We start from the raw sequence: 14950 nt of genomic DNA, 5'->3' as shown, positions 1-14950 counted from the left end.
ACAAGCCATTCTTCTATTTTTTAGTAGTGTTATTAGAATGTCACAGGTAAGTATGGTTATGTTATACTCTAGTGAAATTAAAAAAATATTTTTGTTTATATCGAGGTGAAGATGCTACATATGCAAAAAGATATTTTAAAACTATTAGATAAAAAGCAAAGTAAGTATGAATTTCCTGCCTTTGATAATGAATATATGGATATTTCACAAGTGAAATTCTCTCTTTTCTTTAAAGATACTAAGGATTGGCTAATGGTGTTTCAAATTGTTGGTGTAGGTTCATTAGGTGTATGTAATGATATTCAAGTATATGGCGATAGAATTACTCATTCAATGGGTGATGATTGCATTTTACAATTAAATAATGGCGATTATGAGTTGTTTGATGATGAAGGTGAATTTATACCGAATATTTATACCGGCAGTTTAAAAATTCGCGAGCATCATTTTGAATATGAATTTACAGAAGAAGATTATATAAATAATGGAATAGAAGTACAAACGACAGAGCATTATCCAACATACTTCATGCGTATGCTTGCTACTAATGAGGAAGTTCAAAAATTATTGTGGTGGGATAAAGGAGAAATTTTAGAAGAGTTCGGTTTAGAAGGCGACTGGGAAGTAGCGTATGAAACGGAAGAATGGAAACATGTTGAAGACGAAAAAGTAAGTGAAAATGAATTCTTCCAATCAGTAGCCGCTGCAATAGAGAAGAAAGATCCAAGTGTTATTGTGAATGAAAATGCTAATACGCATTGGAGAAATTGGATAGAGTTTGATTGTGACTGAAAAGGATAGGAGAAAGAATAACAAATGAAAAGAAGAAGAAAATCCGGAGAAAAAGTACAAATGCATCGTTTTGCACTACCTCTATGCTACGGAAGTGAAGCACCATATTATTATTACGAGGTAGCGCCCCATGAAAGAGAGGAACGCTTCCATTTAACATCAGATCTTTGTGTAATGGATGATGAACATTATTTTATTAGAGGATGTTTAGAGCTTCCTATCATTGACTACCACGAAAATTTCATATGGACTGTGTGGGTATCACTTAGTAAAGAAAGTTATGATGAAGTATTAGAAAAGTGGGATGAGAGAGGCCGAGAAAATAGTGATCCTTATTTTGGTTGGTTATCTGTAGAAATACCAGTTTATCCAGAAACATTAAATTTAAAAACAAATGTACATATAAGAGAAGTTGGAACGGCACCGTATGTTGAATTAGAGCCAACCGAGCATCCTTTAGCGATCGAACAAAGAAATGGAATTACTTTAGAGAGAGTTAAAGAAATACAAGAAATGATTCAACGACATAACTAGATTAGAAGAGAAAAAAACGAGTGCTAGCACTCGTTTTTTTCTTTACACAACCGCAGGATTATAAATCATCGTAAAGTGTCCTGGTAATAATTCAATGTGACAAGGTGTATGAAGCGAACTTTCTCCATCTGTATCTACTTCTTTTTCTTCTTTCGTTTCAATATGAATGGATTTCGCTTTTACGTGGAAGATGTCATTTTCATTTGAATCCTCGAATAGTTTCTTTCCGATGTAATCTTTAAATGCTTGAATACCTGTTGATTTGACTACGAAAATATCAAGTGTTCCGTCATCACATTTTACGTTTGGAATAAAGGATGGAATACCACCAAGATATTCACCATTTCCAACCATGACAAGGACAGCTTCGTCTTCATATACTTGTCCGTCATAAGTAATTTTTACTGGGAATGTTTCAGCATTTTTTACAGTTCGAATTGTGCTTAAATAGTAACCGATTTTACCAAGCTTTGCTTTTTCATCTGCATCGATATTGTTTGATACTTCAGATACGAGACCAATCCCCCAGAAGTTTAAGAAATGTTGTCCATTTGCTTTTGCAACGTCAACTGGTTTTATATGTTCTTTTGTAATAAGTTTTGCCGCTTCTGCAATGTTTTGCGGAACGCCAAGTGTGCGAGAGAAGTCGTTGCAAGTTCCGCCTGGAATGATTGCAAGTGTAGGTCTAGTTTCAAGAGGTGCTAAGCCATTTGTGCATTCAAATACAGTGCCGTCACCACCAAAGACGATAATTAAATCTACTTTACTAGCAAACTCTTGGCAATATTTTGTTGCATCACCTTGCTTTTTCGTATGAAGGATATGTAAGTCAGGAAAAGCTGCGGCAAGAGGTGGTACGATTTTCGTTAAATTTGTATGTAAGTCACCTTGTCCAGCTTTCGGATTTACGATGAGGAGTACTTTTTCAAATTTTGTCTTTGTCATATTTCATCTCTCCCTGTAGTTTGTAATGGAAAGAAAGGAGCTGTGCCCATGTATTTTAGAACAGCTTCTCCCTATTAATTGGATGCTAACATTGTCAGTTATTGTCGGTAAGTCGATATATTTAAAAAATCGCCGATATACATTTTATATACTATCAATTTTTTAAGTTATACGCTTATTCCGTTACAACTGAAGCAATGAATGGTAAGTTACGATATTTTTCCGCACAGTCGATACCGTATCCAACGATGAATTCGTCTGGAATTTGGAAGCCAACATACTCAGCTGTTAAGTCTACTTTACGACGTTCTGGCTTATCAAGTAATGTACAGAACTTGAGTGCTTTTGGTTTATGCATAAAGAAGTGGTCTTTTAGGAAATGAAGTGTTAAACCAGAATCGATAATATCTTCTACAACAATTACGTTTTTTCCAGTAATGTTTACGTCGATATCTTTTAGTAGTTTCACTTTTCCTGTTGTTTCTGTTTGATTTCCGTAGCTAGATGCAGAAATAAAGTCAATTGTTACATTATTTTTGATGTGACGAATTAAATCAGCAGCAAATACGAATGAACCTTTTAATACTGCGATAACTACGATTTCTTCTCCTTCAAAGTCACGTTCGATTTGAAGTGCTAATTCTTTAACTTTTGCTTGTAATTGTTCTTCAGAAATTAAAGTGTCTTTTATTTCAATATTCATTGTAATCCTCCTACAGTGTAAAACTTGCGAACATTTCGACTGTAAAGGATAGAATAGAAAAAGTCAAAGGAGATAGTAATTTTTTACAAAGATAACGCCAAAATCATCTGATGATATGATATACTAAGTGTATTAAGAAAACGCTTCCATAAAGGGTGAATATGATGAAGAAGAAACAGTACACAAGTGTAACATTTATAAAAGCATTACTTTTAACAATTGTTCTTGGCCTGTTGGCTTACGTAATTGATGTACCTGCGATTCGTATTTCATTAATTGGAATGACTTTAGTGTTAGGAGCAATTTCGCACGGTATGATGTCGCAGCTAAAAGAAGCTGGACTTGATGATATGAGAGATCATATAGATAAAAAGTAAGAAACCTTCATTATATCGAGTGAAGGTTTTTTTGTTTCTTACAAAAATGTAAGGTAGTTGTAAGGCAAATCGATAGTTGCATAAGAGCATTTTGGATAAACTATGGGTGTAAGGTAAAAGGCAAGCATATTTTAGGTAAATTAAGTTTTAGGCACTCTATATGTGAAAAAGGAGTAGGAGGGCATGGAGAAACGTTGGACGACCTTTTTTTTTTTAGCGACTAGTAACACCGTAATGCTAGATGGAAAAATGGATTTTTTGCACTTGTTTGATCGTGAAGATGATCATTCTTCTTCTAAATTTACAATGAAATGGAATAAATGGAGCGAGAGTTGTAGGTTTGAAGAAGAGGCCCCTAACGAAGAGCAAAAGATTATTTTAACAAACCCTATTAAAGCGTGGGTTGTTCAACGTCGTAAGTGTAACGTCAAAAATCACTTCAAGAAAACTGAGCCGAGACAATTAGTTATCGCTCCAGCCCGTTCTACTTCCAAATCACGCGAAAGTAACATGTAAATAATTGAGACACACACCCGAAAAAAACATCGTACATATTGCGATGTTTTTTTCTTTTTCTACAATGAAATCTTTAAGTGAAATATATTTCATCTGCATCTTATATTTATATCTCTTGCTTATTCTAGTAATACATCTGGTGCGAGTTGATGTGAATAAAATATAAGGAGAGAATTAAGATGAAAAAGAAACTATTACCAATTTGTGCAATGGCACTTTTAACAGTAGGATATTCTTCAGTAGCGAGTGCAGATACTGGAACAGTAACAAAGGAAGAAGCGCAAGTGCAACAAGATAAAGCTAAAAAAGAAGAAGCAATTAAGGAACAGCAAAAAAGTGAAGTAGAGAAAAAGCAAGCGGCACAAGTACAAGAAAAAAATGATATGGCTAAAAAAGAAGAAGCAATAAAAGCTGAGAAAAAAAGTGAAGAAGAGAAAAAGAGAATAGCGCAAGAACAGTTAAAAAACGATATGGCCAAAAAAGAAGCAGCGATAAAAGCCGAGCAAAAGAATGAAGTAGCTAAAAAAGAAGTAGCAAAGCCAGTTATACAAGGTGAAAAATTACCAAATACAGCATCAAATAATGTAGCAATGATGGGATTAAGTGCATGTCTTGTAGCGGTAGGTACATTATTTGGTTTGAATCGTCGCAATAAGATTAAAGCGTAAATAAAATATTTTCCTATAAAGAATGGGATAATTTCATATATTAAAAATGGTAGGTTACTCCTACCATTTTTGGCATGGAGGAATGAAGAATGAAGTTACTCAATTATATCGGTATCATATTGATGGCTATAGGGCTATTCATGGGATCCTATTATGCTGTGGAATGGTATAAAGGAAGAAGCTCTGCCGGGCAATTAACTGCAGAAGAAATAAAGAGTCTTAAAAATATACAAGATACTCAACTTTCTCATGAAACACCTGTAACTTCTCAAGTGCCTTCTTCTCAAACAGAACATAAAGAAGGAGAAAAGGTAGCGATGTTAAACATACCGAAAATAAAGAAGAAGTTTTCTATATATTGGGGAGCAGATGATACGACTTTGAAAAAAGGAGTGGGTATGTTCGTTAGCGATTTAACGACAACTCCATCTGGAGGGGGACATACTGTACTCAGTGGACATCGAGATACTGTATTTACAGATTTAGGAGAGTTGAAAGAAAAGGATACTCTTATTTTAGAGTATGATAATAAAACGTACACATACGAAATTCAAAAGACGTGGATTACCCATGCGGATGATCGCACTGTTATTATAAAAAAAGAAGAACCGATATTAACACTGACAACTTGTTACCCATTTAATTATATAGGGGATGCACCAGATAGATATATTATCGAGGCGAAGTTAACTGCTAGTTATTCAAAGTGAAATTATAGTTTCTGAAAGCGAGAGGGGGATAAATAAGTTATGTCAAAAAACATTTTAATTGTTGAAGATGAAGACATATTACGTGAAATATTAAAAGATTATTTTTTAAGTGAGCAATATGTAGTGTTTGAAGCGAGGGACGGGAAAGAGGCTTTAGTTGTATTTGAAGAAGAAGAGGTTGATTTAGTTATTTTAGATATTATGTTGCCAGAACTCGATGGATGGTCTGTTTGCCGAAGGATTCGAAAGACGTCCGAGGTGCCTATTATTATGCTGACGGCGCGTGTAGATGAAGACGATACGTTACTTGGTTTTGAACTTGGGGCAGATGATTATGTGACGAAGCCGTATAGTCCGCCAATTTTATTAGCAAGAGCGAAAAGGTTGTTAGAAAGCAGAAAAGTGACAAAGCAATTTTTAGAGAATGAAGATGATACATTATCAATCCACGGCATTCACGTTCATTTTCCGTCTCGCACTGTTACGGTAGATAGAACCGATATTAATTTAACGCATACAGAATTTGAAATATTAGCGTATTTCATGAAAAATCAAGGAATCGTTTTAACGCGAGAGCAACTCATTTCAAGAATTTGGGGATATGAATTTGCTGGTGATGATCGAACGGTGAATAGTCATATTCGTAATTTAAGAAATAAATTAGGAGAGAAAGCAAAGTACATTACAACTGTAGTACGAACTGGTTATAAATTTGAGGGGAATATATGAGAAAAGGAATTGTACTAAAATTATTTACTCTTACAACAGCATTATGTATGTTGATTTTAGCGACGATATTTATTGGACAAACGATATTTTTTAAACAATATTATGCGAATCGAAAAGTGGAAGATATTAAAGTAAATTTAAATTCCTTTGAGAAGAATTATTTAAATTATGCAGGAAATGCAGAAGAAATTCAAAAACTAGAGCAAGACTTTTTAAGAGAAAATAATACGTGGATTACGACATTAGATAAGAACGGGAATTTAAAACATGCAGATGATTTTTATTTTGAAGTAACGATAGATCGTAGGCAACAAAAGAGCTTTGGACAACAAATATTCAAAATTCCTTTAGGCAATCTCGTCAATATAGAAGAGATTGAGAATAAATCATCAGATCAGTTTCTAGGCCAAGGAATTTATTTTTCTGGAGTGAAAAAAGGAGATAGTTTTATTCCATTCTTTTTCTCGTTATCTAAGCAGAATTTAAGTGGATCTAATAAACCGTTAGAAAAAGCATTTAAGGAGAAAATGAGTAAATTAGATGAGGAGAAAAAGAAAGCAGCTGAGGAACAAGTAAGTAAGGAAAAGAAGCCGGCTGTTCAGGAGCAAGCTGCCCAAGAACCAGATGCTTATATAGGTGGGTTTGTTACAAAAGTACAGTTTCCAGATGTAAAAGGCCTCGTAAATCCAATTTATAAAAATACTTTGTTTTTGGATAGTATAAAAGAATTTCAAACGGATGTATTACTAAAAGAGAGTAATCAAATAGAGTATTCAACAAAGACAATGGACTATGAAAAGAATGATATAAAATATAAATTATTAATGAAACCAATAAAAGAAAAAGATGGATCAGTAACATATATTTATGCGATGGCTTCTTTACAGCCTGTAGATGAAGCTGTACAAATGGTGCAAGATTATTACATCTATATCATTGCATTTGTAGTCGTTCTTATTTTTTTAGCTTCGTTTTATTATTCAAAACAAATTGCAAAACCATTACTAAAAATAAATGATACGACGAAGAAAATAGCACAATTAGATTTTACAGAAAAAATACCGATTACTTCAAAAGATGAAATTGGAGATTTATCGAAAAATATTAATGTTCTATCAAATAAACTCCATTCGCATATTGGGCAGTTAGAAGAAGATATTGAAAAGGAAAGAAAGTTAGAAAAGACGCGAAAAGAATTCATTTCTGGTGTTTCACATGAATTAAAAACACCGCTAAGTATTATGAAAAGCTGTATTTCTATTTTAAAAGACGGGGTAGCTGAACATAAAAAAGAGTATTATTTTCAGGCAATGGAGAGAGAAGTAGACAAAATGGATACGTTAATTTTGGATATGCTTGAGTTAGCTAAATTTGAATCTGGTACATATAAAATGAAAAAGGATTCGTTTTATATTGATACAGTAATTGAAGACATATGTGAACATCTATCTGTGGAAATAGAGAAAAAAGAGCTTCGTGTTCATAAAAATATATGTTCATTTGAAGTGATTGCAAATCAAGGCCGGATTGAACAAGTCATCGTGAATTTCATTACGAATGCCATACGTTATACACCAAATAAAGAAGATATTATTATTTCTACAATAGATGAGAAGGATCGTATAAAAGTGTGCATTGAAAATAAAGGTACTCACATTGAAGAAGAACAATTAGATAAAATTTGGGATCGTTTTTATCGAGTGGATACAGCTCGTCAGCGTTCACAAGGTGGGACGGGACTTGGGCTTGCCATTTCAAAGAATATTTTAGAACTACATGATACTGAATATGGGGCAGGAAATACAGAAGATGGTGTGTTATTTTACTTCTATTTACCGAAAAAAGCGTAAATAATATGATTTACGCTTTTTTAATTTATTTTCATATTATCTTTACCTAATCTTTATTTTTAATCAGTATAATTTGTTTAGAATATGAGGTTATGTAAGGAGTCGATGAACCGTGCATAGCAATTGGCTAAGTATAATGGTATTTATTTTCTTTTGCGCATTTATTGTATTTTTAATTGATATTACGATATGAAAAAAGAGCGCTCATTAAGCGCCCTTTTTTTGTGTATTCATTTGATAAGCACTGATGCTTTTGAATAATCGTGGTGAAGTGATAAATAAAAATATAAGTAAAACGGTACATAAAATAAAAGAACCAAGCATTGTACTTCCATTTACGATTAATGAATATAACACAGCTGATTGACCTTTCGGTGCATATTGTCCCCAGAAAATAATGCCGGCAATAAAGTGGCAGAAATAGCGAGCAAAGCTACCGATAAATGTAGCAAGGATAATATAAGCAAGGACTTTCTTACCCTGATTTTGTTTTGATGAAGGTTTGTCTTTACGGTTACCTAAATTTGATTGTTCTAAGCTATTTTCATTGGATGTTAAAAGTGCTTTTTGAATTGGACGATAGAATAAGCCAGCAAATCCGATAAAAGCAAAGGCAATGAAGTACTCAATGAATGCTTGAACAGGTGTTAAAATATAAGCATCTCCCACGACAATTTGTAATAGTCCCCAAACTAAACCGCCTAAGAAAGCTGATTTAAAGCCCCAGCGGTAAGCAATAATAAAAATAGGAATCATAGCGAATGAGATAGAACCGCCTGTTGGAAGTTTAAGTGATAATGGTAAAATATCGATAATCATGGCGAAGGCTGCAAGAATAGCAGATTCGATCATCGCTTGTAAATTGGTGTTACGCATGTTGTTTCCCCCTAAATCCAAGTTATACAAAAAAGAATAGATATCATAGGAGGATACGAAATACGTAAATAAAAATGAGGTATGTATTTCGGACGTTTGCACAATCCCTGCGTTAGCATTAACTAACAGGTTCGAAGGGTCGGAACGAAGTGTTCCCTCTCAGCGGCATGGCTCCCCCAGTGATAACGAAATTCTTTATTTGCTATTGTTTATTGAGGGTGTTGCAAAACTAAAATAAACATGCAATGTTATGAATCAGAAAAACTAGCTGAACATGCAATAGATAGCGATTTTGACCATACCAACGTGGCTGTTCCAACCCTTTATCTTTGAGTTTACTAAACTGTTGTTCAATTTTCCTACGTTCTTTCATCAATTGTTTACCAAAGATAGTTTGTATAAAATGAGATAATACACGACGATGTGTACTCTTATTTTGTTCACCATTCCTAGGATTGATTGGATTCATGGCAAAGATGTTACATGTTCGTGCAATTTCATAAATACGTTGACTATCGTAAGCAGCATCTGCAACGGAAAATAACACATTTTGATCTTTTATATCCTGAAGCAATANCCCTTTTCACGAAACCAAGTACCTACACGTGAAAAAGTAGAAACGTGAGGAACGAAATATAAACCACAAGATACACGAAATGAAGGATATTGATGCAAAAAACGTGTTAATTTGCGTAAAGAGTCAATTTGAAATACAGTTTTCAAGAAAAAGCATTTCAGTAAGGCTTTTCTACAGATTGGTGGGCGACCTGTCACAGGCGGAACGCCTTCAATAGTTAAACTGTCTACGTATGCAAATAAAATCTGTAAAATGGATTGATTTTCATCAAATTTGGTTATCATACTAGTAAATCCGTCCTTTCTGGAGATAGTTTCGGTTACTATCATTTTTCCAGGAAAACGGATTTTTTTATGCATTCATTTTTGGATATTTATGAGTTTTGCAACACCCTCTTTATTGTAAGTGAAATGGATGAGAATGGCAAACGAATACAGTATGACAATAATTGAAATAGAATTGTAGCGAAATGTTAATAAATATGAAGCAAAAGGGTATAGTACAAGAGAAATTGGGTGTGGTATAATTTTTTTGAAAATAATTATCATTCTCTTCTGAGGGGGAAGGTTATGAGCTTAGTAGATATTAAAATTGGAGAGAAAGTGTTAGTAAAAAGTATTCAGTCTTTAGATCAGCTATTAAAGCGTAGACTAGCTGCTTTCGGTCTTGCTGAAGGAAGCGAACTTCGCCTGAAACAGAAAGCGATGTTCAAAGGTCCTTGTACATTGGAGTGTCGTGGACAGTTAATTAGTATTCGTCATTGTGACGCGAAAATGATAAAGGTGGAATTAGCGTGAATAAGGTAGCTTTGCTAGGGAATCCGAATACAGGGAAGACATCATTATTTAATGCACTTACTGGTTCTTATGAGTATGTAGGAAACTGGAGCGGTGTAACAGTAGAAAAGAAGGTTGGTAAATTAAAAGATAGACAAGGAACATTAATTGATTTACCAGGTGTTTATGATTTAAATCCAGTTTCACGTGATGAAGGTGTTGTAACAAACTTTCTATTAACAGAAGAATTTAATCATATGTTAAATATCGTAGATTCCTCGCAGTTTGAAAGAAATATGCATTTAACGTTGCAGTTACTTGAATTTGGTAAGCCAGTCTCAATTGGTTTAAACATGGTTGATGTGGCGAAGCAAAGAGGAATTGTCATTGATGTAAAACGATTATCAGAGCTATTAGGTGTAACAGTCGTTCCTGTTGTTGCAAGAAGTGGAAAAGGCTGTGAAGAACTGCTTACGACTCTTAAAGAAAATAACAAACAAGAGAAAAAGCCATTTCTTATTTCATATGGTGTACAAATGGATGAAGGAATTGGAGAAGTAATTGCTCTTTTAGAGACAGCGAATTACGAGCATCCGAGATGGTTAGCACTTCAATTTTTAAGCAATAACGAAGTAGTAGAAAAAGAAATGAAAGCATTACCAATTTATAAGGAACTCATAGCCATTCGATCTCGCTTAGAAGGAAAACTTGATTGTACGTTAGAAGAGCACATTTACAAAACTCGTGAAGCGTATATTGAAAAGTTAAAAACAAATGTTATGAAGCATGAGAAAGAAGGAAAAATTCCTTTTTCAGAAAAAATTGATAGATTAATTACACATAAAATTTTAGGACTTCCAATCTTTTTAGCAGTTATGTTTTTTATTTTTCAGGTTACGTTTACGTGGATTGGTACACCTTTATCGGATATGTTAGATGAGTTTTTTGGTGGCCAGCTTACGGATTGGGTGACGGCTGGACTTACAAGTATTGGAGCTTCTGATTTTATTCAAGCGCTCGTTACAGAAGGTATTATTGCCGGTGTTGGTGCTGTATTAGTATTCGTACCACAAATCTTTGCACTATTCTTTTTTATTTCATTATTAGAAGACTCAGGGTATATGGCGCGAATTGCAGTTGTTATGGATAGAATTATGGAGTTTTTCGGCTTAAACGGAAAAGCTTTTATTCCGATGATTATCGGTTTTGGATGTAACGTTCCAGGTATCATGGCTGCGAGAACGATTGAACAGGAAAAAGAACGTTTACTTACCATTTTAGTAACACCATTTATGTCTTGTTCAGCACGATTACCTGTATATGCATTATTTGCGGGCGTATTTTTCCCGCATAGTCAGGCGGCTGTTGTATTTTCTTTATATGTTGCAGGGATTGTTCTTGCGTTATTAGTTACAAAAATTATGTCTCTTACGATTTTGAAAGCGGAAAAGTCTATTTTCGTAATTGAATTACCGCCTTACCGTGTGCCACAAGCAAAAACATTATGGCTAAGCACATGGGAGAAAGGGAAAGGATTTGTTCGTAAAGCTGGTACATTCATCTTTGGTGGTTCGGTTGTCATTTGGTTATTAAACTATGCAGGTCCATCAGGATTTGGTGTTGATATGGGAGACAGTTACTTAGCGATGATTGGTGGATTTATCGCACCACTATTCGCACCGCTCGGCTTCGGAACATGGCAAGCTGCAGCATCCCTTTTAACAGGATTTTTAGCGAAGGAAGTTGTCGTTTCTACAATGGCAATTATTTATGCAGTTAAAGAAGATGTGCTTGGAAATGTAATGGGAGCACATTATACAGCATTATCAGCTTATGCATTTATGTTCTTTATTTTATTATATGTTCCGTGTTTAGCGACGGTAGCTGTTATTAAACGTGAAACAGGATCAGCGAAGTGGACGATTTTTTCAGTCGTTTATCCACTCGTAGTTGCTTATGTATTAACGCTCATTATATACCAAGTTGGATCCTTACTCGGATTCTAGAAGGAGATGTATTGTGATGATGGTCAATATTATAATTGGAGCTATCATTTTTGGTTATGCAGCATATACGTTAGTTAATTTTGTAAAGAGAAGTAAAAAAGGAAAATGCGCAGCATGTTCTTTAAATAAGTCATGTCAGTCGCAAACTTGTAGCCCGGATATGGAGCAAATTGCTCATAATAAATAGGAAAAGCTTTGCGAATTTCGCAAAGCTTTTTTGTTTTACTTTTTACTTTTTAATTTTTACAAGTTGAGAAGCTTCTACGCCTTTGTAACCATGGAATTCTTTACTTGGGTCTTTATCAAATTTTAATACACCTACAGATTTTTCATCACCTTTTACATTGCTGTAAGTTGCGTCATCAACAATCGCATACATATCTGTATATGCACGACCACTTCCGATAATTGTGTTGCCTTCATATTTTAATTTTGCCCCATCAAGTGCAGCATTTTCTACTTTTTCTTTTGCAAATAATACACCTTGTTCTGTTGTTACAGCTGGTAATTTATCAAGTGGTTTCGTGTTGTCTTTTTCATCAACTTTGCTAAGTAACTCTTTTTTCACTAGTTCTTCACCAGTTTTCTTATCCATTACAAGAACTTTTTTACCATCTAATGTTGTCATTTTCATTTTATAGAAGTCTTTTTCTTTCACTTCTTTTTTGTTTTTATCTGTAATTTGCTGAACTTGTTCTTCTGATCCGTACAGTACAAAGCCGTTCGCTTTTTCTCCTAATAAAGAACAACCTGATAATGCTCCAAATGAAATTGCTGCTGCTAATCCGATTCCTACTAATTTTTTCATGATGATTTCTCCTTTTATATGTTTTATAGTAAATACATTTTTGTATTAGTTCCGAAATGATGAGAAGCTTGTTTGCTGCTTCTGGTATTAGTGTATAAGAAATATGGAAACGTAACTATCGAGTTAGCTTACAGTAACATTACACTTATGTAATTTAGTGAAAGTGCGCAAAAGTAAGTTAATTTCAAAGAGGGATAATGAGAATATATTAGAAATACAATATTGTATATAGAATGTCATATTATAATGGATGTATTTTGGAAATAACATGTAAGGACATATTAGTTTTGTTATAATAAACACATAGGCTGTAAAATGAATATTCTTTACTGTAAAGGGAGATTTTTCAGTTTTCCAAGTAGTGAATTTGAAATATGAGGTATATCATAGGAGGAATTTAGATGTCTGTATTTAAACGATTAAGAGATTTAACAATGTCAAATGTGTATTCGTTAATTGAAAAAGCGGAAGATCCAGTTAAGATGACTGATCAATATTTACGCGATATGCAAGCCGATGTACAAGAGGCTGAGAAAAGTGTAGCAGCTCAAATCGCACTTGAGAAGAAATTCAAAATATTATTTGAAGAGCAAGAAGCACTTGTGAAAAAACGTGAAGAGCAGGCTCATATGGCTGTTCAAGCTAATAACTTAGATCTTGCGCGTCGTGCATTAGAAGAAAAACAAAATGCAGAGCAAAAAATGAATGAGTATAAAGCAAGCTACGAGCAAAATAAAGCTGCTGCTGATAACCTGCGCCTAAAGCTAGAAGAAATGCGTAAGCAATTAAATGAGCTGAAAAATAAACGTGAAACACTTGTAGCGCGTGTAAATGCGGCGAAAGCACAAAAGAATATTAATCAGGCGATGTCTGGATTTGATTCAAACTCAGCAAAAGCTGGTTTAAGCCGTATGGAAGAGAAAGCTCTTCAATTAGAGGCTGAAGCGGAAGCAAGCGGTGAAGTTTATAAGAAAGAAAAATCATTAGATGATGAATTCGCAAGCTTAAACAAAAATTCTGCTGTTGACGATGAATTAGCTCGTATTATGAAACAGTATGAGAAATAATATAGAATAAAGACAAATGAACCGACATGTCTAAATATATTCATGTCGGTTTTCTATTATATTTTAGAGGAGGTTTTGCAATGACATGGATGAATGTAGTTGCCATGCTTGTATGGACTGGAGCGAGTGCAGTACTTTTATTTGCAATTATGTGGGTTGATTCAATTTTTACAAAATACAATGATTTAAAAGAAATCAAAAATGGAAATACAGCTGTAACAACTCGTTTTATTATGAAATTATTTGCACAAGGGTACATTTTATCTCAATCGATAACGAAAGCAAATGATTTATGGCAAGCGCTACTTGCATCAGCAGTTTCTTTCGTTATTTTATTAGTGGTAGAAATGTTTATCGAATTTGTGTTAAAGAAAATGTCTGGCTTAGATTTAGAAGAAGGTACGAAAGAAGGCAGCGTTGCACATGCGATGTTAGCTGGATCATTACATATTGTTGGTGCACTTATTTTAGGTGCTTGTTTATAAAGAGAAAAGGAGGGGTAGATCATGAGTTTATTTAAACGAATTAAAAATATAATGAAAAGCCCAGAGCCACCGAAGCCGGAAAAGAGTCTTTTAACGTTAGCTCCTGGTGATATGATTGAAGTTTCATTAGTCATGTACGAATTAACTGGGAAAACGAGTATGCATTCTCGCAAGGAAATTGTTTTGACACTGCAAGACGGGAAAGACATTCGTTATTTAAAAATTGAAGATCGTGAAAATACGTATTACAAATTATATACACCAATTGATGGTCGCTTAGATTCAATTGATGAAATTCCGACGACAATTGAAATGGATGATATCGAGTACCATATGGAAGAACAATATAACGGACGTGTTGTTGTGATGGGAAAAACTCCATTCTCAGCTTCAGAAGAACAGTATATATGGGAATTCCAATCAGATAATCGAAAATTATTGCGTATTGAATGGCAAAATGGTCGCACAATGATGTATGAGGGAGAAGCAATCATTCCTGCTGATGTACAAATTATAAGAGCAACGTAAGGG

18 protein-coding genes, 1 pseudogene and 1 riboswitch are annotated in these 14950 nt (G+C 34.1%); of the genes and pseudogenes, 14 read left to right on the top strand and 5 right to left on the bottom strand.

All coding sequences use genetic code 11. The features are described 5' to 3' along the window. The first annotated feature begins 120 nt into the window (after positions 1–120). Positions 121–792, top strand: coding sequence for a DUF7003 family protein (locus V6946_RS25725; RefSeq protein ID WP_197228419.1), 672 nt, complete (start codon positions 121–123; stop codon positions 790–792). 24 nt (positions 793–816) lie between these two features. After that, positions 817–1326, top strand: coding sequence for a DUF2199 domain-containing protein (locus V6946_RS25720; RefSeq protein ID WP_006928617.1), 510 nt, complete (start codon positions 817–819; stop codon positions 1324–1326). Positions 1327–1368: 42 nt separating this feature from the next. Here the strand turns inward: V6946_RS25720 and V6946_RS25715 are convergent, their stop codons facing one another. After that, on the bottom strand, positions 1369–2271 hold the full coding sequence (locus V6946_RS25715; RefSeq protein ID WP_000167897.1) for a diacylglycerol kinase family protein: 903 nt from the start codon (positions 2269–2271) through the stop codon (positions 1369–1371). A gap of 175 nt (positions 2272–2446) precedes the next feature. Continuing rightward, entirely contained in the window at positions 2447–2974 is a 528-nt protein-coding gene (hpt, locus tag V6946_RS25710; RefSeq protein ID WP_006928622.1) for a hypoxanthine phosphoribosyltransferase, read from the bottom strand. Positions 2975–3135: 161 nt separating this feature from the next. On the opposite strand from hpt, the gene V6946_RS25705 reads away from it, so the two are divergent. The 6 genes from V6946_RS25705 (at position 3136) to V6946_RS25680 (ending at position 7824) form a co-directional block, all read left to right on the top strand. Then, on the top strand, positions 3136–3351 hold the full coding sequence (locus V6946_RS25705; RefSeq protein WP_002001286.1) for a hypothetical protein: 216 nt from the start codon (positions 3136–3138) through the stop codon (positions 3349–3351). A gap of 183 nt (positions 3352–3534) precedes the next feature. Next, positions 3535–3867 carry a hypothetical protein gene (locus V6946_RS25700; protein ID WP_366981744.1) on the top strand — a complete coding sequence of 111 codons (333 nt, stop codon included), beginning with the start codon at positions 3535–3537 and terminating at the stop codon, positions 3865–3867. Between the two features lie 179 nt (positions 3868–4046). Then, the gene (locus tag V6946_RS25695; RefSeq protein ID WP_006928625.1) at positions 4047–4535 is read left to right on the top strand and encodes an LPXTG cell wall anchor domain-containing protein; all 489 of its coding nucleotides are present in this window, start codon (positions 4047–4049) and stop codon (positions 4533–4535) included. A gap of 89 nt (positions 4536–4624) precedes the next feature. After that, a complete protein-coding gene (locus V6946_RS25690; RefSeq protein WP_000771592.1) occupies positions 4625–5245 on the top strand; it encodes a class D sortase in 621 nt (206 codons plus the stop codon). 39 nt (positions 5246–5284) lie between these two features. Beyond that, entirely contained in the window at positions 5285–5974 is a 690-nt protein-coding gene (locus V6946_RS25685) for a response regulator transcription factor (protein ID WP_006928626.1), read from the top strand. Next, positions 5971–7824: a HAMP domain-containing sensor histidine kinase gene (locus V6946_RS25680; protein WP_366981742.1), complete on the top strand. Its 1854-nt coding sequence runs from the start codon at positions 5971–5973 to the stop codon at positions 7822–7824. The genes V6946_RS25685 and V6946_RS25680 overlap by 4 nt, the downstream gene beginning before the upstream one ends. A 207-nt stretch (positions 7825–8031) precedes the next feature. Here V6946_RS25680 and thiT read toward each other — a convergent pair whose 3' ends face one another. Both thiT and V6946_RS25670 read right to left on the bottom strand, forming a co-directional pair. After that, a complete protein-coding gene (thiT, locus tag V6946_RS25675; protein ID WP_001246588.1) occupies positions 8032–8700 on the bottom strand; it encodes an energy-coupled thiamine transporter ThiT in 669 nt (222 codons plus the stop codon). An 86-nt stretch (positions 8701–8786) separates the two neighbouring features. Further along, positions 8787–8888, bottom strand: a riboswitch (TPP riboswitch). A gap of 41 nt (positions 8889–8929) precedes the next feature. Beyond that, positions 8930–9561 (bottom strand): annotated as a pseudogene (locus V6946_RS25670) (transposase). Positions 9562–9846: 285 nt separating this feature from the next. Between V6946_RS25670 and V6946_RS25665 the strand changes: the two are divergent. From V6946_RS25665 to V6946_RS25655, 3 genes are read left to right on the top strand one after another with little or no spacing between them, the layout of a single operon-like run. Then, complete coding sequence (locus tag V6946_RS25665; protein WP_000060512.1) at positions 9847–10074, top strand: FeoA family protein; 228 nt, start codon at positions 9847–9849, stop codon at positions 10072–10074. Beyond that, the gene (gene feoB, locus V6946_RS25660; RefSeq protein WP_006920702.1) at positions 10071–12059 is read left to right on the top strand and encodes a ferrous iron transport protein B; all 1989 of its coding nucleotides are present in this window, start codon (positions 10071–10073) and stop codon (positions 12057–12059) included. Before V6946_RS25665 ends, feoB begins: the two co-directional genes overlap by 4 nt. A 16-nt stretch (positions 12060–12075) precedes the next feature. Further along, entirely contained in the window at positions 12076–12246 is a 171-nt protein-coding gene (locus V6946_RS25655) for a FeoB-associated Cys-rich membrane protein (protein WP_000989598.1), read from the top strand. Positions 12247–12288: 42 nt separating this feature from the next. On the opposite strand, the gene V6946_RS25650 is transcribed toward V6946_RS25655, so the two are convergent. Beyond that, a complete protein-coding gene (locus tag V6946_RS25650) occupies positions 12289–12867 on the bottom strand; it encodes a lipoprotein BA_5634 family protein (protein ID WP_366982118.1) in 579 nt (192 codons plus the stop codon). A 401-nt stretch (positions 12868–13268) separates the two neighbouring features. Between V6946_RS25650 and V6946_RS25645 the strand changes: the two genes are divergently transcribed. From V6946_RS25645 to V6946_RS25635, 3 genes are all read left to right on the top strand, one after another. Further along, entirely contained in the window at positions 13269–13934 is a 666-nt protein-coding gene (locus V6946_RS25645) for a PspA/IM30 family protein (RefSeq protein WP_000110280.1), read from the top strand. An 80-nt stretch (positions 13935–14014) separates the two neighbouring features. Next, positions 14015–14419 (top strand): DUF350 domain-containing protein, encoded by a 405-nt coding sequence (locus tag V6946_RS25640; RefSeq protein ID WP_000220087.1) that lies wholly within the window; start codon positions 14015–14017, stop codon positions 14417–14419. Positions 14420–14440: 21 nt separating this feature from the next. After that, complete coding sequence (locus V6946_RS25635; protein WP_006920701.1) at positions 14441–14947, top strand: DUF4178 domain-containing protein; 507 nt, start codon at positions 14441–14443, stop codon at positions 14945–14947. Positions 14948–14950: the final 3 nt, after the last annotated feature.

It is taken from the genome of Bacillus sp. PPSBB_2 (assembly GCF_045291115.1).
GTDB lineage: Bacteria > Bacillota > Bacilli > Bacillales > Bacillaceae_G > Bacillus_A > Bacillus_A cereus.
Note: the sequence above shows the minus strand (reverse complement) of the source record. Positions and strands in the feature narration are given on the sequence as shown.

Bases quoted from the DNA above. Each gene is read 5' to 3' on its own strand.
- V6946_RS25655 (WP_000989598.1), top strand. From the start codon at position 12,076: ATGATGGTCAATATTATAATTGGAGCTATCATTTTTGGTTATGCAGCA.
- V6946_RS25705 (WP_002001286.1), top strand. From the start codon at position 3,136: ATGATGAAGAAGAAACAGTACACAAGTGTAACATTTATAAAAGCATTA.
- V6946_RS25650 (WP_366982118.1), bottom strand. From the start codon at position 12,867: ATGAAAAAATTAGTAGGAATCGGATTAGCAGCAGCAATTTCATTTGGA.
- V6946_RS25665 (WP_000060512.1), top strand. From the start codon at position 9,847: ATGAGCTTAGTAGATATTAAAATTGGAGAGAAAGTGTTAGTAAAAAGT.
- V6946_RS25700 (WP_366981744.1), top strand. From the start codon at position 3,535: ATGGAGAAACGTTGGACGACCTTTTTTTTTTTAGCGACTAGTAACACC.
- V6946_RS25690 (WP_000771592.1), top strand. From the start codon at position 4,625: ATGAAGTTACTCAATTATATCGGTATCATATTGATGGCTATAGGGCTA.
- V6946_RS25720 (WP_006928617.1), top strand. From the start codon at position 817: ATGAAAAGAAGAAGAAAATCCGGAGAAAAAGTACAAATGCATCGTTTT.
- thiT (WP_001246588.1), bottom strand. From the start codon at position 8,700: ATGCGTAACACCAATTTACAAGCGATGATCGAATCTGCTATTCTTGCA.
- V6946_RS25695 (WP_006928625.1), top strand. From the start codon at position 4,047: ATGAAAAAGAAACTATTACCAATTTGTGCAATGGCACTTTTAACAGTA.
- V6946_RS25635 (WP_006920701.1), top strand. From the start codon at position 14,441: ATGAGTTTATTTAAACGAATTAAAAATATAATGAAAAGCCCAGAGCCA.
- hpt (WP_006928622.1), bottom strand. From the start codon at position 2,974: ATGAATATTGAAATAAAAGACACTTTAATTTCTGAAGAACAATTACAA.
- V6946_RS25685 (WP_006928626.1), top strand. From the start codon at position 5,285: ATGTCAAAAAACATTTTAATTGTTGAAGATGAAGACATATTACGTGAA.
- V6946_RS25680 (WP_366981742.1), top strand. From the start codon at position 5,971: ATGAGAAAAGGAATTGTACTAAAATTATTTACTCTTACAACAGCATTA.
- V6946_RS25725 (WP_197228419.1), top strand. From the start codon at position 121: ATGCAAAAAGATATTTTAAAACTATTAGATAAAAAGCAAAGTAAGTAT.
- V6946_RS25645 (WP_000110280.1), top strand. From the start codon at position 13,269: ATGTCTGTATTTAAACGATTAAGAGATTTAACAATGTCAAATGTGTAT.
- V6946_RS25715 (WP_000167897.1), bottom strand. From the start codon at position 2,271: ATGACAAAGACAAAATTTGAAAAAGTACTCCTCATCGTAAATCCGAAA.
- V6946_RS25640 (WP_000220087.1), top strand. From the start codon at position 14,015: ATGACATGGATGAATGTAGTTGCCATGCTTGTATGGACTGGAGCGAGT.